Raw genomic sequence first — 21,216 nt, 5'->3', positions numbered from 1 at the left:
GGCTGAGAGAATGCAAAAACCGGCGTCACGAATTGCGTGATTTCTTTTGTAAATTGCTCGGTCAAAAAAAACGGGAAACAGAAGAGACTCGAAAAATATAGAGCGCGGTTACAGGTCGGGAATTAATCTGAAAATGAAAATTTCGGCTGTTGGATATTGCTTAAACATCAAGCTTGGCAAAAATCGGAGCAGGGCGAAGCGAAGAAATCTGTGCGTAGGTGGTTGGAAGATGCGCTCCATTATTTTAGTAGGGTTAACGATTTGCTAAGTTCAACGCAGATTCAGATTGCATTTATGAGGTTAATGGTATGGCACAAAGTTCAAATGCGTTGAGGGAACAACCGACAACGGATGAGATACTCGCGTCTATACGAGAAATAATTGAGGAAAATACCGGTCGTGTAAATGATCGTACTGCTGCAAAAACTTCTGTGAATAATCGTAGCGCTGCTAAAGCTACAGGACAACAGACATTAAATAATGCGCAAAATAATGCTCAGACAGGACTTGATGATTTGTCGGTTGATGAGGCTATGAAAGTATTGGCCGCACGGATAGGGCTAAAAAAAGACAGCAATCAAAGCGTGGCTGATGCTGGTACTAAAGATGCTTTTTCAAATGATGTATCGGCACCATCGACTCTTCGTCAAAAACCGGTTGATGAGCCATTACAATCCTCTTTCCAACAGCAAAATACTGTCAATGAGACTCCGCAAGATTTTAATAACCAGCCTGCTGACTTTGCCGGTAATACCGACTTAGCCGGTGGGCAACAGATTGCACCTGACAACACGAATTATCAATCGATTGAAAGCGCAGATTTGTCAGCTCGGCAGGATGTTGAAACGGCTGCCGATAACGCTACAAATACGGAAGTGAATAATGAGGATATTTATTCCGATATTCATTTCAGCCCTGAATTTTGGAACCATGTTAATGCCTTGGCCGAAGAAACTCTGAGGCCAATTCTTGTACAATGGTTGCAAAAACGTTGGCCAGCTCTTGTCGAGAAAATCTTGCGTGAAGAAATTAGTGGCGCATTCAAGAGAAATTTTCCGTCTGATCAAGGATGATAAGGGAAGGGGATTTTTCTGCTCATCCAATTTTGATTGCGGGCAAATATAGTCATTGAAAGCCAATTGAGGTTATAAAGCCGTCTCATAAATGCAAAGTGTTTTTGTGTTGGCAGGCGGTTTTATTTTTTCGACAAATTGTGCAGAATTATTCCATTATTTTTTGAATCCTGACATGAAGTCGGCTACAACCGTAAAAATAGTGTTGTCCAGATTAAACTCGGCCATTTTTTGAAATGGGCAATGAGTGCAATCGCGTACCGGTAATAATTGGAAAAGAGAATGTTAGACAAGACATATGATGCCGGCTCGACCGAGCCCCGTATAGAAAAACAATGGGAAGACAACGGCGTGTTCAAAGCCGGCGCCGGTTCGAAGCCCGGTGCGGAAGCGTTCAGTATCGTCATTCCGCCGCCCAATGTTACCGGCTCTCTCCATATGGGACATGCGCTCAATAATACCATTCAGGATATTATGGTTCGTTTCGAGCGTATGAGGGGCAAGAATGTTTTGTGGCAACCTGGTATGGATCATGCCGGTATTGCCACACAAATGGTCGTCGAACGGCAGCTCGCGCAAAGAAAAGAACCAACCCGTCAGGAAATGGGGCGGGAAAAATTTGTCGAACGTGTTTGGCAATGGCGCGAAGAATCGGGCGGCAAAATCGCACACCAATTGCGGCGTCTGGGCGCTTCTTGCGATTGGTCGCGCGAGCGTTTCACGATGGATGAAGGGCTTTCGCGTGCGGTGCTCGAGGTTTTTGTTACCCTTTATAAAGAAGGGTTGATTTATAAGGACAAACGTCTTGTCAATTGGGATCCGAAATTGTTGACCGCAATTTCCGATCTTGAGGTCGAGCAGAAGGAAGTAAAGGGCCATCTCTGGCATTTCCGTTATCCTCTGGAAGGTAAAGTCTTCAATCCGGATGATCCGAGCACCTTCATTGTCGTGGCGACAACACGGCCGGAGACTATGCTTGGCGATACCGGTATTGCCGTTAATCCGAAAGACAAAAGATATCAGGCACTCATCGGCCACCATGCAATATTGCCGTTTGTCGGCCGCAAAATTGAAATTGTCGGTGATGATTATGCTGATCCCGAGGCGGGCACAGGTGCTGTTAAAATTACACCGGCGCACGACTTCAATGACTTTGAAGTAGGGCGTCGTCACAACCTGAGAATCATCAACATCATGACAGAAAATGCCAAAATTTTTCTGCGTGACAACGAGGATTTTCTGAAAGATCTGGACAAGACCGAAGAGCTGAACAAGCTCGTTGACGCATTCGATCAGGTGGACCGCTTTGTCGCACGGCAAAAGATTGTCGAGATGATGGAAGAGGGCGGCTATCTAGCAGGCATTGAAGACCACACTCACATGGTTCCTCATGGAGATCGCGGTGGCGTACCGATTGAGCCATTATTGACCGATCAATGGTATGTCAATGCGGCAGAGCTTGCAAAACCGGCCATTGATGCTGTCAAGAACGGCAAGACCACAATTATTCCCAAAAATTGGGAAAAGACCTATTTCAACTGGATGGAAAATATCGAACCGTGGTGCATTTCCCGCCAATTATGGTGGGGGCACCAAATTCCGGCGTGGTACGGGCCTGATGGCAAGGTATTTGTCGAAAAATCGGCCGAGGAAGCACAAAAGGCTGCTGACGCGCATTACGGCAAAGCGGTTGAATTGCGGCGGGACGAAGATGTGCTTGACACCTGGTTTTCATCTGCTTTGTGGCCATTCTCGACACTCGGCTGGCCTGACAAGACAAAAGAACTCGAAATCTATTATCCGACGAGTGTTGTCGTTACCGGTTTCGATATTTTGTTTTTCTGGGTTGCCCGTATGATGATGATGGGGCTGCACTTCATGCATGATGTGCCGTTCCATAACATTTATATGCATGCGCTGGTTCGTGACAAACACGGCGCCAAAATGTCAAAATCAAAGGGAAATGTTATTGATCCTCTCGATCTGATGGATGAATACGGAGCTGATGCATTGCGCTTTACTCTGGCTATTATGGCGGCACAGGGACGCGATGTGAAACTCGATCCCGCGCGCATTGCCGGATATCGTAATTTTGGAACGAAACTCTGGAATGCTACGCGTTTTGCCGAAATGAACGGCGTTGCCTATGATCCGTCATTCAAGCCGGAATCGGTCAAACTTTCGCTTAACCGCTGGATTTTGACAGAACTTTCGAAAACAATTGAAGCGGTTACCTCCGGAATTGAAACCTACAAGTTCAATGAAGCGGCAGCGGCGGTTTATCGGTTTATCTGGAATACTCTCTGTGATTGGTATCTCGAATTGTTAAAGCCGATTTTTCAGGGAGAAGATGAGAACGAGAAAAAGGAAGCGCAAGCTTGTGTTGCCTGGGTTCTTGAGCAAGTCTATAAAATTCTCCACCCGTTTATGCCTTATATGACAGAAGAATTATGGGCTTTGACGGCAACAGATAAACATAAAAGAGATACCATGTTGGCGCTGGCATCGTGGCCGGATATCAATTTCCGTGACGAAAAAGCGGCAGAGGACATCAATTGGCTTATTGATGTTGTCGGTGGAATCCGTTCGGCTCGCGCTGAAATGAATGTCCCTGCGGGAGCTATGGCACCTTTGGTGATCGTCGAGGCAGGACAGACAACAAAAGAACGTGTGGAGCGCCATGAAGCGGCAATCAAACGGCTTGCCCGCATCGAAACAATCGAATTTGCAAACAAGGTTCCCGAAGCGTCGGCCCAGATTATACTAGGCGAAGCAACATTTTGCATGCCACTTGGAAAATTGATCGATTTCGAAGCGGAGCGTGCAAGACTTTCAAAGGAAATGGGGAAAATCGACCTTGATATAGAGAAGGTTGAAAAGAAGCTCAATAACCCCAAATTTGTTGCAAATGCCAAGCCGGATATTGTCGAAGCCGAACGGGAACGTTTGGACGAACTCAATGCGGCCAAAGAAAAACTGGTTATTGCAATCAAACGGTTGGGATGAATTTCTTTCGAATAACGTCAAAGTAAAAATACCGCCCGGAAATTTTTTCGGGCGGTTTTCTTGAAATTAAACCGTTTTTGCTAAAGCAAATTCAACCTTTTCCGCTACCATTACCGACAGATGATGCATAGTTTTTACGCACTGCTGGAGCAGGAGCAGGAATGTCGGCAGGATTGAGTGTCCGCCACTGGCGTTCGCCATTGTCACCAAGATACCAATAACCGGTTGTTCCGGAAGTGTCGGTTGCTTCGTTTACAGAAGGCTTTTGCGTTGCGGTGCAGCCCGACAGAACTGCCATAAAAAACGCGAACGCTACGATACTCGATTTACTCGTCATCATTTCAACTCATAGAAAAGGTTGATACGGATTAGATAAATAAAAGTGGCTCAAAACTACGGCCATCTCGAAAATGCGACTATCTCATAATTATGAGCATCTCATTGTCAAACAAGACTGACCTTTCTTAATTTTACATAACTGGCTGGCCGGATGCAATTTTAAAAAACATCGCATTATAACGGATTAACCATAGCAAACTCAATTCTGTATGTTGCTTTCAGGCAACACAATTTTCATTGTTTATGTGCTATCGTCAGCAACATAGTTGGTGCCTCATTCCCACCACAAAGCCAGTGCATTTTTAACAATGCAAAGTAATTTTGTTGCGTATCTGTGGCGAGACAGGAAAAATTCAAATGAAAAGATGCAAAGAAGGTTGGTTGACCAGTGTGACAGCACTCACATTGGGAATCTGCCTTTCTACCGCATCGGCTTTGGATATCAATCACAGCAAAAACGAGTCGAATAGTCCATTCGAATTTTTCAAAAGCGGTATTTCTGCCTATAAAAACGGTGATAAAGATCAAGCGGTCAAAGCACTGAAATATGCGGCTGACAGGGGGCACCCGGGAGCTAACTGGAAACTTGCCCGCATGTATGCCGATGGCGATGGTGTGGTCGAAAATGATTATGAGGCTTATCAATTTTATGTTCGCATCGTTCAGGAAGGCGCTGATCCGGGGTCGGAAGATGAAAGTTATCTTTCCGATGCACTGGTGGAAATTGCAAGTTATCTCGTAACCGGCATTCCGAATTCACCTGTCAAACAGGATATGCCTCAAGCGCGCAGTCTTTATTTGCAAGCGGCTACCAATTTCGGCAATCCCGAAGCACAATATCGCTTGGGGAAAATGTTGTTGAATGGCGATGGCGGCGAAAAAAATCCGGTTCAGGCAGCTCGCTGGTTTCAGCTTTCGGCACGAAAAGGCAATCCTGCAGCACAGGCAATGTTGGGGAACATGTTATTCCAAGCGGGAAAGACCGTACGGGGACTGGCGATGATGACTGCGGCCTATGAAAAAGCTGCTCCGCATGATCAGACATGGATAAGACAGTTACAAGAACGTGCTTTTGCGGTTTCCGGAGAGGCCGATCGCCGCACAGCTATTTCTCTTGCGAGCGATATTATCAAAAATGATAATGGTTTCTGATACCGGTTTTCTTCCGTTATAATTTAAATCTATATTACCGCCATCCCTTATCAAGAGGCTTTGAGATCTGACTACAGTCAATAAAAACGGCCGGTTATTAGGCTGATGTCAAGTAAAACAACGATATTTAATTACCGGATATAGTGAAAGTGGATATTTTTCTAAAAACATTATAGAGTAAACATTATTCCGGACTTAATATCCTCTAAACTTTTCTTGGCTTTGTCCTGAGAGACTGTGAAATATCCATTTCTTACGTTTTAAAAATTTCAGTTTTCAAAAAAATATAATGATATGTTTTGGCGCCTTCCGGTGTGGTTACTACGCACGCATATAATTTTTGAGCAGGGGACACCGGATGATCGGTTTGATGGTAGTGGAAATTGCCGGAAAAACAATGGCGAAATTGTTCCTTTCAGGCTCTTAGAGAAGAAGTGTTCACTCTTTCTGTTAATTCAAGAAAACAAAATGGCTAAACAGTCACAAAGACTTAACGAGCTTCCAGGCATGAGAATAGAACCAGCCAAAGCGGGATATTTGCCCGACCAATGCCACACGATCTAAATCGCACAAGTGATCATTTATCGGGTTTCATCAATTAATGACTTAATATCTTTGACAGAAAATCACGGGCACGCGGCGTTCTCAATTCCGGCGAAGCAAAAAATTCTTCCGATGTGCAGTCTTCCAATATTTTCCCGTCATCCATAAAGATTACTCTGTCGGAAACTTTATGAGCAAAGCCCATTTCATGGGTAACGCAGATCATGGTCATTCCATCTTGAGCAAGCCCGACCATGACATCAAGAACTTCACCCACCATTTCGGGGTCGAGAGCCGATGTCGGTTCGTCGAACAACATGACAATCGGATCCATAGTCAAAGCGCGCGCTATTGCTACGCGTTGTTGTTGACCACCCGATAGTTGACCGGGATATTTATCTTTGTGATCAATCAAGCCGACACGTTTGAGATACTTTAATCCGCTCTCGACGGCTTCTTTTTTGGAACGATGAAGAACTTTAATTTGTGCAATGGTCAAATTCTCCATCACGGACAAATGGGGAAACAGCTCGAAATGTTGAAAAACCATTCCGACACGGCTTCTCAGTTTCGGCAAATTGGTCTTCGGAGAATGAACCGGAACACCGTCAACCCAGATTTGCCCCTCCTGAAAAGGCTCAAGAGCATTGATGGTTTTTATAAAGGTCGATTTTCCTGAACCGGAAGGCCCACATACAACGACCACTTCGCCCTTGCTTATATTGGTCGAGCAATTTTTCAAAACGTTGAATTTTCCATACCATTTGGAAACGTTTTTGACTTCAATCATGTGTTCGGACATGAAACTTTCCTATCAGCGAATAATCGAGACTTTTTTCTGCAGGTACATAACGGCCTGCGACAGCGTAAAACAGATCACAAAATAGAACAAGGCGGCCAGTATATAAGCTTCCTGTTTGACACCGAAATTGTTTGCCACAATGTCGAAACCTTTAAGAAGGTCATTACCGCTAATTGCATAAACCAGTGATGTATCCTGAAAGAGGATGATAACCTGCGTCAGAAGCACGGGAAGCATGTTGCGCAGTGCTTGCGGCAATATGACAATCAGCATGGATTGCCAATAAGTCATGCCGAGAGCTTCACTGGCAAATTTCTGTCCCTGTGGAACTGAACGTATCCCCGCCCGCATGATTTCTGCAAAATATGCCGCTTCAAAAGCAGTGAATGTTATAAAGGCTGAATTGTTTGCTCCGATCGAATGACCGGTGACAAAAGGCAATAGAACAAAAAACCACAAAATAACCATAACCAGCGGAATTGCGCGCATAGCGGTGACATAGAAGGTTGCAAGCCATGATAACGGTTTTATCGAGGACAACCTCATCATTGCGAGAAGTGTTCCGAAAATGATCCCCAATATTGTAGCGACGACCGTCAAAACAACACTGAAAACAAGTCCCGACAAAATATAGGTTTTGAAGACATCGAAGGTGAAAAAAGAAAAATCCATCCACGAAAAGTCGAATGTCAGGTAATAGGAAAGGGTAGATCCGAGGTTTGACATGATTATCTACCCTCCGTCTGGAAACCGGGAATTTTGACCATCCGTTCAATAATTGACATGACAATAAAAATAGCCAGCGAAATAATGACGTAAAGAACTGTTACAACCATGTAGTTCTCGTAAACATGACTGACTTCTTCAATAGCCTGAAACTGGAATTGCATCAGTTCGTGGATTGATACCGCAAAAGCGACAGCCGAATTTTTCACAATCCCCATCGATTCCGATATGAGCGGTGGCAGGATTGTGCGCATTGCACGGGGCAAAATAACATATCGATAAGTCTGATAAGTCGTAAATCCCATTCCCATAGCCGCATAACGCTGTCCTGTCGGAATGGCTTCAATTCCGGAGCGAACCTGTTCGGCGATACGGGCAGAGGTAAAAAATCCCAATGCGCAAATGATTAATATCATCGGCGGAAAGTTCATTGCTGGCGGATATATCTTCGGGACTACGAAGTACCAAAGGAAAATCTGGACAAGAAGCGGGATGTTACGGGTTATTTCCACCCAAACTCGTGCAATTACTCGTAATATCCGGTTCAATATGGTCGTGCGTGGCAGCGTTCTCATTGTGCCGATAATGACACCGACAATAATGGCTAAAATCAAACTCGAAATTGAAAGCAGAGCCGTGTTCAAAAAAGCGTTGAGCAAAGTATCAAGATAAGTATGGCTCACACCTGCTTTACCGAAACAACCGGCAACGTGGGTGTGATCAATATCATCCATACAGAGGAATGAAAAATCCATTGTAGACTATTCCCGACAAACTTATGCGAGTACCCGCACACCTAAACTAGACGAGCCAATCGTTCCGATACGGAATAAAATTGGCTGCATATAATTTCAAATACATGCAGCCTTTACGCACAGTTTTATTATTTGTTTTCTTTATATTCTTCCATTGGCTTGTTGTTGGGATGTTCCCATGCATCTTTGGTAATATCCGAAAGAGGTAACCCGACAACTGTATTTGACGGCGGAACCGGCTGCATGAACCACTTGTTATAAAGTTTTTCCAGTGAGCCATCTTTTACTTGGCGAACAATACTGTCATCAATTGCCTGTTCCAAATTTTTGTCATCAAGACGCAACATACAGGCAATCGGTTCGACCGAGAGAACGTCATTCAAAATAACATAATCGGACGGATTCTTCGATTTTGAAATATTTCCGGCGAGAATTGATCTGTCCATCACAAAAGCATCAGCTCTTCCCGATTCCAGAAGCAAGAAACTATCGGCATGATCTTTGCCGTTTACTTCCTTGAAATCGATATTTTGCGCGCGTTTGTTTTTGCGAATAAGCTGTACAGATGTTGTTCCTGTCGTCGTTGCAACTGTTTTTCCGTTGAGATCGGCAATCGATTTAATGCCAGAATCTTTTTTGGTGGCAATGCGTACTTCTTCGACATAAGTTGTATAGGCAAAAGCTGCTTCTTTACCTCTCGCAGCATTGTTGGTTGTCGAGCCACATTCGAAGTCATAGGTTCCGTTTTGCAAAAGCGGAATACGATTTTGAGAAGTGATCGGTAAATAATTGATCTTGATCGGTTTACCTATTTTTTTAGAAATATCGTCAATAATGCGCTCAGCCATCTCGGTATGAAACCCCACATATTTGCCGTTACCGAGAGCATAAGCTAAACCAGACGATTCGCGCACACCTAACGTTATCGAGCCGCTATCTTTAATTTTTTCAAGTGTATCCTTTTGCTGGCCCATTGCTGTTCCGGTCAGTCCCAAGATTGCCATAGCGGCAAAAGCCATCAGGGCTTTTCTCATGAATGTTCTCCTTAATCGATTATTTTTGCAAGAAAATTGCTGTTCAAAGCAAGTCTAGCACATTTTTTTCATGAATATAACATTTCTGCATTTTTAACCAATTCTTTATTTTTAAATCCATTCTTTGCATTTGACGGGTGAAAAAGCACAATGGCCTAACGCAATTCAATAACGACAGGAACGTGATCGGACGGTTTATCCCAGCCGCGAACAGCCCGTTCTACAAAGCTAGCTTCAAGTTTATCCGCTGCCTCTGGAGAAATGAAAAAATGATCAATTCTTATTCCATCATTTTTCTGCCATGCGCCGGATTTGAAATCCCAGAAACTATAATCGGGATTATCCGAAGTGGTACGGGTGGCATCATAGAAGCCGAGATTTTTTATCTTCCATAAAGCTTCGCGACTTTTTGGCAGATACAATGCATCTCCTTCCCACTCCTGAGGATTTTTGGCATCAAGAGCAGAATCGATGACATTATAATCGCCGGCAAAAATCAGAGGTTCTTCCAATGCGAGAAGTGAAACTGCGTGGTCATAGAAGCGTTCGTACCAACGTAGTTTATAAGGATATTTTTCGCTATCAACCGGATTACCGTTCGGTACATAAAGCGAGACAATACGTATAACGCCGGTTTTTGTGGAATAAACAGCTTCGATATAACGGGCCTGTTCATCGCTGTCATCGCCAGGCAGACCACAGATTACCTCGTCAGGATTAATCTTGGAAAGAAGCGCCACACCGTTGAAGCCTTTCTGTCCATGGGTATTGATGTTGTAACCGAGCGCTTCAATTTCGGCTCGCGGAAAATTAGCATCGATTGTCTTTGTTTCCTGCAGACACACCACGTCGACTTGAGACTGCTTAAGCCACTTTATAAGAGTATCATGTCTGGCCCTGATACCGGCCACATTCCAGGTTGCTATTTTCATGAAGAACACTTTAATCAATGTTTTTCTAAAGCTTCAAGTGTTTGTTTCTATAATAATGAATAATGGGGACAAGAAAATCTTCAATCACGATTCTTCATTAATAGAGGTAATCGAACACTTGAACGTGCGGGCAGTCTTTTTACGGTAAGGCAACTTCTTAATTATACGGGCTTGAAAAAAGTAACCTGGCTCACTTTGCAAAGAGGTTGGCGTACGAAAAATCTCGCATAAGCACAGCCAGTAGCGACCATAATGAATGACAATATTATCTATATGGCTTTTTCCGGGAGAGTTTCACATTTTATCGATGACAATATACCGAAATGTTCATCATATTTTAACGGAATAACTTATAGCCGATTCTTGTTTTCAGTCTGGTTGATTCCTCGAATGACCTGGTAATGGACATTAAAACCGAAATAGGAAAGCGTCCGACACTCTCTGAAAGGGGTTCAAAAAGGGAATAGGCTGTTAAAATCAGGTCAACATTGTCGCTGCTATGTCGATAAACCGCCAATTGTTCATCTTATCGCTGTAAAATTCGCGATTTCATAGTTTTTCTCGGCTATAGGACTTGACGCAACCACCGTTTATCGTTAATAAACCGCCATCGGAGCCGATGTGAGGTTAGCTACATTTTCAAAACGACACGTTTTGGAGTTCGCCTCAAACAGGGTTCGTTTTACGGTTTTGAAACGCAAATGCCGGATGCATGAGGCTTTAAAAGGTCTCCTCTGCTTATAGTCGGGTGATCTGCACGATAGCGGTGAGGCCCGGTTTTTTGTGCATGTGTTTACTGTCGTTACCAGTTGGTTCGGAGCTAAATCCGGTTGATTGGGAACTAAATAAAGTGAAGCGGCCCAAATTGGGCGAGACGAAAAAGAGATTGAAAAGAGGAAGGTTGAATGCCTACCGTAAACCAGTTGATCCGCAAGCCGCGTACAGCGCCGGTCAAGCGTAATAAGGTTCCTGCCTTGCAGGCAAACCCGCAAAAGCGTGGTGTGTGCACGCGCGTTTATACAACGACACCAAAGAAACCTAATTCGGCTCTCCGTAAGGTTGCCAAGGTTCGTTTGACCAATGGTTTTGAAGTTATTGGTTATATTCCTGGTGAAGGTCATAACCTTCAGGAACACTCCGTTGTCATGATTCGTGGCGGACGTGTTAAGGATTTGCCTGGTGTTCGTTATCACATCATTCGTGGTGTGCTTGATACACAAGGTGTTAAGAATCGTAAGCAGCGCCGTTCCAAATACGGTGCCAAGCGTCCTAAATAAGTTTGAGAGACGAAGCCAATGTCCCGTCGCCATAGAGCAGAAAAACGTGAGATTAATCCAGATCCGAAGTTCGGTGATCTTGTGATTACAAAATTTATGAATGCCATCATGTTTGATGGTAAAAAGTCAGTTGCAGAACGCATCGTTTACGGTGCGCTTGATGCAGTTGGAGATAAAGCAAAAACAGAACCTGTTGCTCTGTTTCATCAAGCATTAGAGAATGTTGCTCCTCATGTTGAAGTTCGTTCTCGCCGTGTTGGTGGTGCAACCTATCAGGTTCCGGTGGATGTTCGTCCTGATCGTCGTCAGGCATTGGCCATTCGTTGGCTCATTGCTGCGGCCCGTAATCGCAACGAAACAACTATGGTTGATCGTTTGTCGGGCGAATTGATGGATGCAGCGAATAATCGTGGTTCGGCTGTCAAGAAACGCGAAGATACGCACCGTATGGCGGAAGCCAACCGCGCATTCTCGCATTATCGTTGGTAAGAGAACTCTTTTTAATCGAAAGCAAAAAATATGGCTCGCGAGTATAAAATCGAAGATTATCGCAATTTTGGTATTATGGCGCATATTGATGCCGGTAAGACCACAATGACCGAGCGTATTCTTTACTATACCGGTAAGAATCATAAAATCGGCGAAACGCATGATGGCGCTTCTACGATGGATTGGATGGAGCAGGAGCAGGAACGTGGTATTACCATTACCTCTGCTGCGACAACCACCTTCTGGAGAGGTCGTAACGGCGAGAAGTGCCGGTTTAATATTATTGACACCCCGGGGCACGTCGATTTTACGATTGAAGTCGAACGTTCTTTGCGTGTTCTTGATGGTGCTATTGCACTTCTGGATGCGAATGCCGGTGTTGAGCCCCAGACTGAAACTGTCTGGCGTCAGGCTGAAAAATATCACGTACCGAGGATGGTTTTTGTCAACAAGATGGACAAGATCGGCGCTGATTTTTATCGCAGCGTTGAAATGGTTGGTTCACGTCTTGGTGCAAAGGCGCTTGTTCTTCAATTGCCGATTGGTGCAGAGAATGATTTCGAAGGCGTTATTGATCTTATCGATATGAAAGCCCTTACGTGGGATGGTTCGATTGGCGGTCATACAGTTACCAGCGAAATTCCTGCTAATATGAAGGAAAAAGCTGAAGAATATCGTGAGAAACTGGTTGAGTCTGCTGTTGAAGTTGATGAAGCAGCTACCGAAGCCTATCTCGAAGGTAAAATGCCGACTAATGAAGAGCTGATTGCATTGATCCGTAAGGGTACTTGTGAAGTACTCTTCCATCCGGTTCTTTGTGGTTCTGCTTTTAAGAATAAGGGTGTTCAACCTTTGCTGGATGCAGTTGTCTCTTATCTTCCGTCTCCAGTTGATGTTCCTGCTATTCAGGGCGTCGATGTTAAGACAGGTGAAGAAACAACACGTGAATCTTCTGATGCCGCTCCTCTTTCGATGTTGGCATTCAAGATTATGAACGACCCGTTTGTTGGTTCTTTGACTTTCTGCCGTATCTATTCGGGCGAGTTGCATAAAGGCGTCTCTCTTGAAAACACTGTAAAAGGCAAGAAAGAACGTATCGGCCGCATGCTGTTGATGCATTCGAATGCACGTACCGATATTGATGAAGCTTTTGCCGGCGATATTGTTGCATTGGCCGGTTTGAAAGAAACAACAACAGGCGATACACTTTGCGATCCGCTTCATCCGGTCATTCTTGAACGCATGGAATTTCCTGATCCGGTTATTGAAATTGCAATCGAGCCGAAGACGAAAGCCGATCAAGAAAAGATGGGTATTGCGCTCAATCGTTTGGCTGCTGAAGATCCGTCATTCCGTGTTAAATCGGATGAGGAATCCGGTCAGACTATTATTGCAGGTATGGGTGAACTTCATCTGGATATCATCGTTGACCGTATGCGTCGCGAATTCAAGGTTGAAGCCAATGTTGGTCAGCCGCAGGTTGCTTATCGTGAAACGATTACGAAACCTGCCGAAGTTGACTATACCCATAAGAAGCAATCTGGTGGTTCGGGTCAGTTCGCTCGCGTCAAGATTCTTTTTGAACCTTATGACGGTGAAGGTTTGCTGTTTGAATCCAAGATTGTTGGTGGTGCCGTTCCCAAGGAATATATTCCGGGCGTTCAAAAAGGGCTCGAAAGTGTTATGGGTTCAGGTCCTCTTGCCGGCTTCCCAATGCAGGGTGTTAAAGCCACTTTGCTTGACGGTGCCTACCACGATGTTGACTCTTCGGTCCTTGCTTTCGAAATTGCCGGTCGAGCAGCTTTCCGTGAAGGTGCCCAGAAAGCCGGTGCTCAGCTTCTTGAACCAATTATGAAGGTCGAGGTTGTCACACCGGAAGATTATGTTGGTGATGTTATTGGTGATTTGAATTCCCGTCGCGGACAAATTTCCGGTACAGAACCGAGAGGTATTGCAACTGTGGTTGATGCTATGGTTCCGCTCGCAAACATGTTTGGTTATGTCAATAGCTTGCGTTCGATGAGCCAGGGGCGTGCCCAATACACAATGCAATTTGATCATTATGAACCAGTGCCTACAGCAGTGGCTCAAGAAATTCAGAAAAAATTCGCGTAATCAGGCGGTTACGTATTAACTTTCAACTCAGCCCTGAATAGGGCAGGAAATGGAGAGAGCTCAGATGGCAAAGTCCAAATATGAACGTACGAAGCCGCATGTAAATATCGGCACGATTGGTCACGTTGACCATGGTAAGACAACGCTGACGGCAGCGATTACAAAATATTTTGGTGAGTTCAAGGCGTATGACCAGATTGATGCTGCGCCGGAAGAACGTGCTCGTGGTATCACGATTTCTACAGCGCACGTTGAATACGAGACAGAGAAGCGTCACTACGCCCACGTTGATTGCCCGGGACACGCTGACTATGTCAAGAACATGATCACTGGTGCTGCCCAGATGGACGGTGCAATTCTTGTTGTTTCGGCTGCTGATGGCCCGATGCCTCAGACACGTGAACACATTCTTCTTGCCCGTCAGGTTGGCGTTCCTGCAATTGTTGTTTTCTTGAACAAGGTTGATCAGGTAGATGATGAAGAACTTCTTGAGCTTGTCGAGCTTGAAGTTCGTGAACTTCTTTCGAAATATGATTTCCCTGGCGACGAGATTCCGATTGTCAAGGGATCTGCATTGGCTGCTCTTGAAGGCACCAACAAGGAAATCGGTGAAGATGCTGTTCGTCTTTTGATGCACGAAGTTGATGAATATATTCCAACTCCGAAGCGTCCGATTGATCAGCCTTTCTTGATGCCGATTGAAGACGTGTTCTCGATTTCCGGTCGTGGTACAGTTGTTACCGGCCGTGTTGAACGCGGTGTTGTCAAGGTTGGTGATGAAGTTGAAATCGTTGGTATTCGTCCGACAACAAAGACGACGGTAACCGGCGTTGAAATGTTCCGCAAGCTTCTTGATGAAGGTGAAGCAGGCGACAACATTGGTGCACTTCTTCGTGGTATTGAACGTGAAGGTGTTGAACGTGGTCAGGTATTGGCGAAGCCCGGTACAGTTACACCGCACACCAAGTTCAAGGCAGAAGCTTATATTTTGACAAAGGATGAGGGTGGTCGTCACACACCATTTTTCACCAATTATCGTCCTCAGTTCTATTTCCGTACGACAGACGTTACCGGTATTGTAACACTGCCGGAAGGTACAGAAATGGTTATGCCGGGTGATAATGTTACGATGGATGTCACACTGATTGTTCCGGTTGCTATGGAAGAGAAGCTCCGCTTCGCTATCCGTGAAGGTGGCCACACTGTTGGTGCCGGTATCGTTTCTAAAATCATTGAATAGTTGAATTTTAATTGTTAAGGAGCGTCTTTGAAAAAAGACGTTCCAGTTGACAGGGATAAGAAAAGTATGAACGGTCAGAACATCCGCATTCGCTTAAAAGCGTTTGATCACCGGATTCTTGACGCATCGACACGTGAGATTGTGTCGACCGCCAAGCGTACTGGCGCCAATATCCGTGGACCGATTCCGCTTCCTACGCGAATCGAGAAGTTCACGGTTAATCGTGGGCCGCACATCGACAAGAAGAGCCGTGAGCAGTTTGAGATGCGTACACATAAGCGTCTTCTTGATATTGTTGATCCGACGCCGCAGACTGTGGACGCGCTTATGAAGCTCGACCTTTCTGCTGGTGTTGATGTCGAGATCAAGCTTTAAGGCTTGGGGACGGAAGGAACGAACCCGATGCGTTCAGGTGTAATAGCACAAAAGCTGGGCATGACCCGCGTCTATAATGATGCCGGAGAACATGTACCTGTTACAGTTCTTCGTTTGGAGAATTGTCAGGTTGTTGCTCAGCGTACAGTTGAGAAGAATGGCTACACAGCTGTTCAGTTAGGCGTAGGGCTTGCAAAGGTGAAAAACACTTCTCAAGCGTTGCGTGGTCATTTTGCAAAAGCTTCGGTAGAGCCGAAGGCGAAAATTGCGGAATTTCGTGTAAGTCCCGACAATCTTCTGGAGGTTGGGGCCGAGATTACTGCGGAACATTTTGTTCCCGGTCAATTGGTTGATGTCACCGGTACATCAATCGGTAAAGGTTTCGCCGGCGTTATGAAACGTCATAATTTTGGCGGACATCGTGCTTCGCACGGTAACTCCATTACGCACCGTGCCCATGGTTCGACGGGTCAACGTCAGGATCCGGGCAAAGTGTTTAAGGGTAAGAAAATGGCTGGCCATATGGGGCAGACGAGAATTACAACTTTGAATATAGAAGTTGTTTCAACCGACGCTGATCGCGGGTTGATTTTGGTTCGCGGTGCTGTTCCCGGTTCGAAAGGTGCCTGGATTTTGGTAAGGGATGCTGTCAAGAAGAGCGTTCCGGAGAATGCACCGAAGCCAGCCGCTTTGCGTCAGCCAAAGAATGCAAAAACAGATGCTGCTGCCCCCAAGGCGGAAGCTACAGTCGCTGAGGGAGCCTGATAATGGATCTCATCGTAACTACTCTTGACGGCAAGGATGCTGGCAAATTGAAGGTGTCGGAAGATGTCTTCGGTTTAGATCCTCGTGAAGATATTCTACAACGTGTTGTCCGTTGGCAGCTCGCCCGTCGTCAGCAAGGTACACATCAAAGCCAGACACGTGCCGATGTATCGCGTTCGGGTGCAAAAATGTACAAGCAGAAGGGGACAGGCCGCGCCCGTCATTCATCTGCTCGTGTTCCGCAATTCCGTGGTGGTGGTAAGGCTCACGGGCCTGTCGTCCGCAGCCATGCACATGAACTACCGAAAAAGGTTCGTGCTTTGGGTTTGCGTCATGCATTGTCGGCAAAAGTCAAAGCCAATGATCTGATCATTGTGGACGAGTTGAATGTCAAAGAAGCAAAAACGAAAGTTTTAGCCAAGGATTTCGCAAAACTCGGTTTTTCTGATGCACTGCTCATCGGTGGTAAGGAAATTGATTTGAAGTTTTCCCGTGCCGCATCGAACATTCCAAATGTAGATGTTTTGCCGGTTCAGGGGATTAATGTTTATGACATTCTGCGTCGTGGCAAACTTGTTTTGTCCAAAGCAGCTGTCGAAGCCCTTGAGGAGCGGTTCAAATGACAGATCTTCGCCACTATGATGTCGTCGTAAGTCCGGTTATTACCGAAAAATCGACGATGCTATCGGAAAACAATCAGGTCGTTTTCAAGGTTACCCCCAAGGCGACAAAATCTGAAATCAAAGCGGCTGTTGAAGCTTTATTTGGTGTCAAAGTTACAGCAGTGAATACAACAACCCGTAAGGGTAAGGTGAAACGTTTTAAAGGCGTTGTCGGTCGACAGAGTGATGTCAAAAAAGCGATCGTGACGCTGGCTGAAGGTCAGTCAATCGACGTTTCGACTGGTCTTTAAGAGGCTCGGAGTTAGGAATAATGGCACTCAAGCACTTTAATCCGACCACGCCAGGGCAGCGTCAGCTTGTTATTGTAGACCGTTCAGGTCTTTACAAAGGCAAGCCAGTAAAAGCGCTGACCGAAGGGCTGTCGTCGAAAGGCGGTCGTAATAATCGCGGCCGTGTAACTGCCCGTTATCAGGGCGGCGGTCATAAAAGAACTTATCGCTTTGTGGACTTCAAGCGTTTGAAACGTGATATGCCTGCAAAAGTCGAACGTTTGGAATATGATCCGAACCGGACAGCGTTTATTGCGCTCATTCGTTATGAAGATGGTCATCTGAGCTACATTTTGGCTCCGCAACGTTTGGGTGTCGGTGATACGGTTGTTGCTGGCGTTAATGTTGACGTCAAGCCCGGCAACTCGATGCCTCTTGGTAATATGCCTGTCGGTACGATCATCCACAATGTTGAAATGAAGCCTGGTAAAGGCGGGCAGATTGCCCGTTCGGCCGGTACTTACGCCCAGCTTGTTGGTCGTGATCAGGGAATGGCTATTCTTCGTTTGAATTCGGGTGAGCAACGTCTGGTTTCCAGTGGCTGTTATGCAACTGTTGGCGCCGTTTCGAATTCGGATCATGGTAACACAAACGATGGTAAAGCTGGTCGTGCCCGTTGGCGTGGCAAGCGTCCGCATGTTCGTGGTGTTGCAATGAACCCTGTCGATCACCCTCATGGTGGTGGTGAAGGTCGTACATCAGGCGGTCGTCATCCGGTTTCTCCGTGGGGTAAGCCTACAAAAGGCAAGCGTACACGTTCGAATAAGGCGACTGATAAATTCATCATGCGCTCACGTCATCAACGCAAGAAATAAGAGAGGTAGTCTGAAGTGGCTCGTTCAGTATGGAAAGGACCGTTTGTTGACGGCTATCTTCTCAAGAAAGCTGAGAAGGTACGTGCCGGCGGTCGTAACGAGGTTATTAAAATGTGGAGCCGTCGCTCCACGATTTTGCCGCAATTTGTTGGCCTGACCTTTGGTGTCTATAACGGAAACAAGCATGTTCCTGTTTCTGTTTCGGAAGAAATGGTCGGACATAAGTTCGGTGAGTTCGCTCCAACCCGCAGCTATTATGGTCACGGTGCGGACAAGAAAGCGAAGAGGAAGTAATAATGGGCAAAGCTAAGGCTCCGCGCCAGCTTAAAGATAATGAAGCAAAGGCAGTCGCTCGCACAATTCGTGTCAGCCCGCAGAAGCTTAATCTTGTAGCGGCAATGATTCGCGGTAAAAAGGTTAATACAGCTCTTGCAGATTTGACTTTTTCTCGTAAACGCATTGCCGATACGGTGAAAAAGACGTTGGAATCTGCGATTGCCAATGCAGAAAACAATCACGATTTGGATGTCGATTCGCTTATCGTGGCGGAAGCTTCAGTCGGTAAGTCGATTGTTATGAAGCGGTTTCATGTGCGTGGTCGTGGCCGCGCCAGCAGAATTTTGCGTCCGTTCTCTCATCTTACAATTGTTGTTCGTGAAGTGTCCGATAAAGAGGAGGCCGCATAATGGGTCAGAAGATCAATCCAATCGGGCTTCGTCTCGGTATCAATCGTACATGGGATTCTCGTTGGTATGCCGATACCGGTGAATATGGTCGTTTATTGCATGAGGATTTGAAAATCCGCAAATATGTGATGAACGAGTTGAAGCAGGCAGCTATTTCGGAAGTCGTTATTGAGCGTCCGCATAAAAAGTGCCGTGTTACCATTCATTCGGCTCGTCCGGGCCTGATCATTGGTAAGAAGGGTGCCGACATCGAGAAGTTGCGTCGCAAATTGTCTGAAATGACACATGCCGACACTGCTTTGAATATCGTTGAAGTCCGCAAACCGGAAATCGACGCCGAGTTGATTGCCCAGTCAATTGCCCAGCAATTGGAACGTCGTGTGGCTTTCCGTCGCGCTATGAAGCGTGCCGTCCAGTCGGCAATGCGTCTTGGTGCTGAAGGTATCCGTATCAATTGCGCCGGCCGTCTTGGTGGTGCTGAAATTGCCCGTATGGAATGGTACCGCGAAGGCCGCGTTCCGCTTCATACCTTGCGTGCGGATATTGATTACGGCACAGCGGAAGCCAATACTGCCTATGGTATTTGTGGCGTGAAGGTTTGGGTATTCAAGGGCGAAATTCTTGAACATGACCCGATGGCTTCAGAACGTCGTGCTACTGAAGGCGATAATCAAGGTTCGAATTCGAACCGCCGTCGTGAAAACGCCTGATTTTTAGACGGGCAAAAAAGGATTTGGAGTAGAGAACAATGTTGCAGCCAAAACGCACAAAGTTCCGCAAGCAATTCAAAGGCCGTATTCACGGTGTTTCGAAGGGTGGTACGGAACTTAATTTTGGTGCCTACGGTCTTAAGGCTATGGAGCCGGAACGTGTTACTGCACGTCAGCTCGAGGCGGCCCGTCGTGCTATCACGCGTCAGATGAAGCGTGCCGGCCGTGTGTGGATCCGCGTTTTTCCGGATGTTCCGGTATCATCGAAGCCTACCGAAGTTCGTATGGGTAAAGGTAAAGGCGCTGTCGAATTTTGGGCAACGCGTGTTGCACCGGGACGTATCATGTTTGAGCTTGACGGCGTACCTGAAGATGTGGCACGTGAAGCGTTACGGTTGGGCGCATCAAAGCTTCCAATTAAAACACGTTTCGTCCAGCGTATAGCTGAATAAAGGGACTAAGCGATGAAAGCCTCAGAAGTACGGGCCCAGACGCTCGATCAGATGAATGAAGAGTTGGCCAAGCTCAAGAAAGAGCAGTTCAATCTGCGTTTCCAGAAAGCAACTGGTCAGTTGGAAAAAACAGCGCGCGTTAAACAGGTTCGCCGTGATATCGCACGCATAAAAACAATCGCCCGCCAGAAGGCGGCCGAAAGCAAGGCTTAAGGAAGTTAAGACATGCCTAAACGCATTCTGCAAGGCGTTGTCGTCAGCGATAAGAACGACAAGACTGTTGTAGTCAAAGTAGAGCGGCGCTATTCGCATCCGCTCTTACAGAAGACTGTCAGCCAGTCCAAGAAGTACAAAGCGCATGACGAAAACAACGAATTCAAAGTTGGTGATCAGGTCTTTATTCAAGAATCGAAGCCAATTTCGAAAGACAAGCGCTGGGTCGTTGTTAAAAACGGCGCTGCTTAATAAATCGGATTTTTGATAAACAAAAGGTTGGGTATTATTGTGCCCAACATTTTGTTTGAAAAAGTCTTAATCATAATTTGACAGGCAAGTCCGAATGTGTCAAATGCACTGCCGGACGTAAACATTTAGAGAAGGCGGCCAGTCATGATTCAGATGCAAACAAACCTCGACGTCGCGGATAATTCCGGCGCCCGTCGTGTCATGTGCATCAAGGTGCTGGGCGGCTCGAAGCGGAAATACGCTTCTGTCGGAGACATTATTGTTGTCTCGGTCAAAGAAGCAATTCCGCGTGGCCGCGTAAAAAAAGGTGATGTGATGAAAGCCGTGGTGGTTCGTACTGCCAAGGATATTCGTCGCGCTGATGGTAGCGTTATTCGTTTTGATAAAAATGCTGCTGTCTTGGTTGATAACAAGAAAGAGCCGATCGGTACTCGTATCTTCGGACCGGTTCCCCGTGAACTTCGCGGTAAGAATCACATGAAGATCATCTCGCTCGCGCCAGAAGTACTATAG

Annotated in this window: 25 protein-coding genes and 1 pseudogene; 20 read left to right on the top strand and 6 right to left on the bottom strand. The window is 45.9% G+C overall.

Translation table 11 applies throughout. The features are described 5' to 3' along the window. Positions 1-308: 308 nt before the first annotated feature. The 3 genes and pseudogenes from H3S82_RS11405 to H3S82_RS08340 all read left to right on the top strand — a co-directional run. A pseudogene (locus H3S82_RS11405) lies at positions 309-396 on the top strand (DUF2497 domain-containing protein); the annotation flags it as partial. A 137-nt stretch (positions 397-533) separates the two neighbouring features. Further along, complete coding sequence (locus H3S82_RS08345) at positions 534-1,073, top strand: DUF2497 domain-containing protein (protein WP_370541282.1); 540 nt, start codon at positions 534-536, stop codon at positions 1,071-1,073. Positions 1,074-1,355: 282 nt separating this feature from the next. Beyond that, positions 1,356-4,079, top strand: coding sequence for a valine--tRNA ligase (locus H3S82_RS08340; protein ID WP_198232839.1), 2,724 nt, complete (start codon positions 1,356-1,358; stop codon positions 4,077-4,079). 91 nt (positions 4,080-4,170) lie between these two features. Here H3S82_RS08340 and H3S82_RS08335 read toward each other — a convergent pair whose 3' ends face one another. After that, positions 4,171-4,419: a hypothetical protein gene (locus tag H3S82_RS08335; protein WP_198232838.1), complete on the bottom strand. Its 249-nt coding sequence runs from the start codon at positions 4,417-4,419 to the stop codon at positions 4,171-4,173. Positions 4,420-4,775: 356 nt separating this feature from the next. On the opposite strand from H3S82_RS08335, the gene H3S82_RS08330 reads away from it, so the two are divergent. Then, on the top strand, positions 4,776-5,570 hold the full coding sequence (locus H3S82_RS08330; RefSeq protein WP_078040401.1) for a tetratricopeptide repeat protein: 795 nt from the start codon (positions 4,776-4,778) through the stop codon (positions 5,568-5,570). 598 nt (positions 5,571-6,168) lie between these two features. Here H3S82_RS08330 and H3S82_RS08325 read toward each other — a convergent pair. From H3S82_RS08325 to xth, 5 genes are all read right to left on the bottom strand, one after another. Next, positions 6,169-6,915, bottom strand: coding sequence for an amino acid ABC transporter ATP-binding protein (locus H3S82_RS08325; protein ID WP_077971854.1), 747 nt, complete (start codon positions 6,913-6,915; stop codon positions 6,169-6,171). 12 nt (positions 6,916-6,927) lie between these two features. Next, positions 6,928-7,641, bottom strand: coding sequence for an amino acid ABC transporter permease (locus tag H3S82_RS08320; protein WP_149867440.1), 714 nt, complete (start codon positions 7,639-7,641; stop codon positions 6,928-6,930). Positions 7,642-7,643: 2 nt separating this feature from the next. Then, complete coding sequence (locus tag H3S82_RS08315) at positions 7,644-8,396, bottom strand: amino acid ABC transporter permease (RefSeq protein ID WP_198232837.1); 753 nt, start codon at positions 8,394-8,396, stop codon at positions 7,644-7,646. A 128-nt stretch (positions 8,397-8,524) separates the two neighbouring features. Then, positions 8,525-9,430: a transporter substrate-binding domain-containing protein gene (locus tag H3S82_RS08310; protein ID WP_198232836.1), complete on the bottom strand. Its 906-nt coding sequence runs from the start codon at positions 9,428-9,430 to the stop codon at positions 8,525-8,527. Positions 9,431-9,585: 155 nt separating this feature from the next. Then, entirely contained in the window at positions 9,586-10,362 is a 777-nt protein-coding gene (gene xth / locus H3S82_RS08305) for an exodeoxyribonuclease III (protein WP_198232835.1), read from the bottom strand. Positions 10,363-11,267: 905 nt separating this feature from the next. Here xth and rpsL point away from each other — a divergent pair. From rpsL to rplN, 16 genes are all read left to right on the top strand, one after another. Continuing rightward, positions 11,268-11,639: a 30S ribosomal protein S12 gene (gene rpsL, locus H3S82_RS08300; RefSeq protein WP_002964366.1), complete on the top strand. Its 372-nt coding sequence runs from the start codon at positions 11,268-11,270 to the stop codon at positions 11,637-11,639. Between the two features lie 18 nt (positions 11,640-11,657). Beyond that, positions 11,658-12,128: a 30S ribosomal protein S7 gene (gene rpsG / locus H3S82_RS08295; protein ID WP_075868529.1), complete on the top strand. Its 471-nt coding sequence runs from the start codon at positions 11,658-11,660 to the stop codon at positions 12,126-12,128. 30 nt (positions 12,129-12,158) lie between these two features. Further along, a complete protein-coding gene (gene fusA / locus H3S82_RS08290; protein ID WP_077971840.1) occupies positions 12,159-14,243 on the top strand; it encodes an elongation factor G in 2,085 nt (694 codons plus the stop codon). A gap of 64 nt (positions 14,244-14,307) precedes the next feature. Continuing rightward, a complete protein-coding gene (tuf, locus tag H3S82_RS08285) occupies positions 14,308-15,483 on the top strand; it encodes an elongation factor Tu (protein WP_078040400.1) in 1,176 nt (391 codons plus the stop codon). 66 nt (positions 15,484-15,549) lie between these two features. Beyond that, positions 15,550-15,858 (top strand): 30S ribosomal protein S10, encoded by a 309-nt coding sequence (gene rpsJ, locus H3S82_RS08280; protein WP_075870855.1) that lies wholly within the window; start codon positions 15,550-15,552, stop codon positions 15,856-15,858. A 27-nt stretch (positions 15,859-15,885) separates the two neighbouring features. Beyond that, positions 15,886-16,623, top strand: coding sequence for a 50S ribosomal protein L3 (rplC, locus tag H3S82_RS08275; protein WP_077971839.1), 738 nt, complete (start codon positions 15,886-15,888; stop codon positions 16,621-16,623). A 2-nt stretch (positions 16,624-16,625) separates the two neighbouring features. Beyond that, a complete protein-coding gene (gene rplD / locus H3S82_RS08270) occupies positions 16,626-17,246 on the top strand; it encodes a 50S ribosomal protein L4 (protein ID WP_077971838.1) in 621 nt (206 codons plus the stop codon). Next, the gene (locus tag H3S82_RS08265) at positions 17,243-17,536 is read left to right on the top strand and encodes a 50S ribosomal protein L23 (RefSeq protein WP_077971837.1); all 294 of its coding nucleotides are present in this window, start codon (positions 17,243-17,245) and stop codon (positions 17,534-17,536) included. Before rplD ends, H3S82_RS08265 begins: the two co-directional genes overlap by 4 nt. 20 nt (positions 17,537-17,556) lie before the next feature. Then, positions 17,557-18,390, top strand: coding sequence for a 50S ribosomal protein L2 (rplB, locus tag H3S82_RS08260; RefSeq protein WP_077971836.1), 834 nt, complete (start codon positions 17,557-17,559; stop codon positions 18,388-18,390). 15 nt (positions 18,391-18,405) lie between these two features. Continuing rightward, positions 18,406-18,684, top strand: a complete 279-nt coding sequence (rpsS, locus tag H3S82_RS08255; RefSeq protein WP_075870482.1) for a 30S ribosomal protein S19 — start codon at positions 18,406-18,408, stop codon at positions 18,682-18,684. Between the two features lie 2 nt (positions 18,685-18,686). After that, positions 18,687-19,076, top strand: coding sequence for a 50S ribosomal protein L22 (gene rplV / locus H3S82_RS08250; RefSeq protein ID WP_075870483.1), 390 nt, complete (start codon positions 18,687-18,689; stop codon positions 19,074-19,076). Next, positions 19,076-19,786, top strand: a complete 711-nt coding sequence (gene rpsC, locus H3S82_RS08245; protein ID WP_077971835.1) for a 30S ribosomal protein S3 — start codon at positions 19,076-19,078, stop codon at positions 19,784-19,786. Before rplV ends, rpsC begins: the two co-directional genes overlap by 1 nt. A 38-nt stretch (positions 19,787-19,824) precedes the next feature. Further along, a complete protein-coding gene (gene rplP, locus H3S82_RS08240; RefSeq protein WP_075870485.1) occupies positions 19,825-20,238 on the top strand; it encodes a 50S ribosomal protein L16 in 414 nt (137 codons plus the stop codon). Between the two features lie 12 nt (positions 20,239-20,250). Continuing rightward, positions 20,251-20,451, top strand: a complete 201-nt coding sequence (gene rpmC / locus H3S82_RS08235; protein ID WP_077971833.1) for a 50S ribosomal protein L29 — start codon at positions 20,251-20,253, stop codon at positions 20,449-20,451. 12 nt (positions 20,452-20,463) lie between these two features. Then, a complete protein-coding gene (gene rpsQ, locus H3S82_RS08230; protein ID WP_077971831.1) occupies positions 20,464-20,703 on the top strand; it encodes a 30S ribosomal protein S17 in 240 nt (79 codons plus the stop codon). A gap of 144 nt (positions 20,704-20,847) precedes the next feature. After that, complete coding sequence (gene rplN / locus H3S82_RS08225) at positions 20,848-21,216, top strand: 50S ribosomal protein L14 (protein WP_008039971.1); 369 nt, start codon at positions 20,848-20,850, stop codon at positions 21,214-21,216.

The sequence above is a fragment of the Bartonella sp. M0192 genome (assembly GCF_016102305.1).
In the GTDB taxonomy this organism is placed as follows: Bacteria; Pseudomonadota; Alphaproteobacteria; order Rhizobiales; family Rhizobiaceae; genus Bartonella; species Bartonella apihabitans.
The sequence above is the reverse complement of the archived record's forward strand: the minus strand, read 5'-3'. Positions and strand labels throughout refer to the sequence as shown.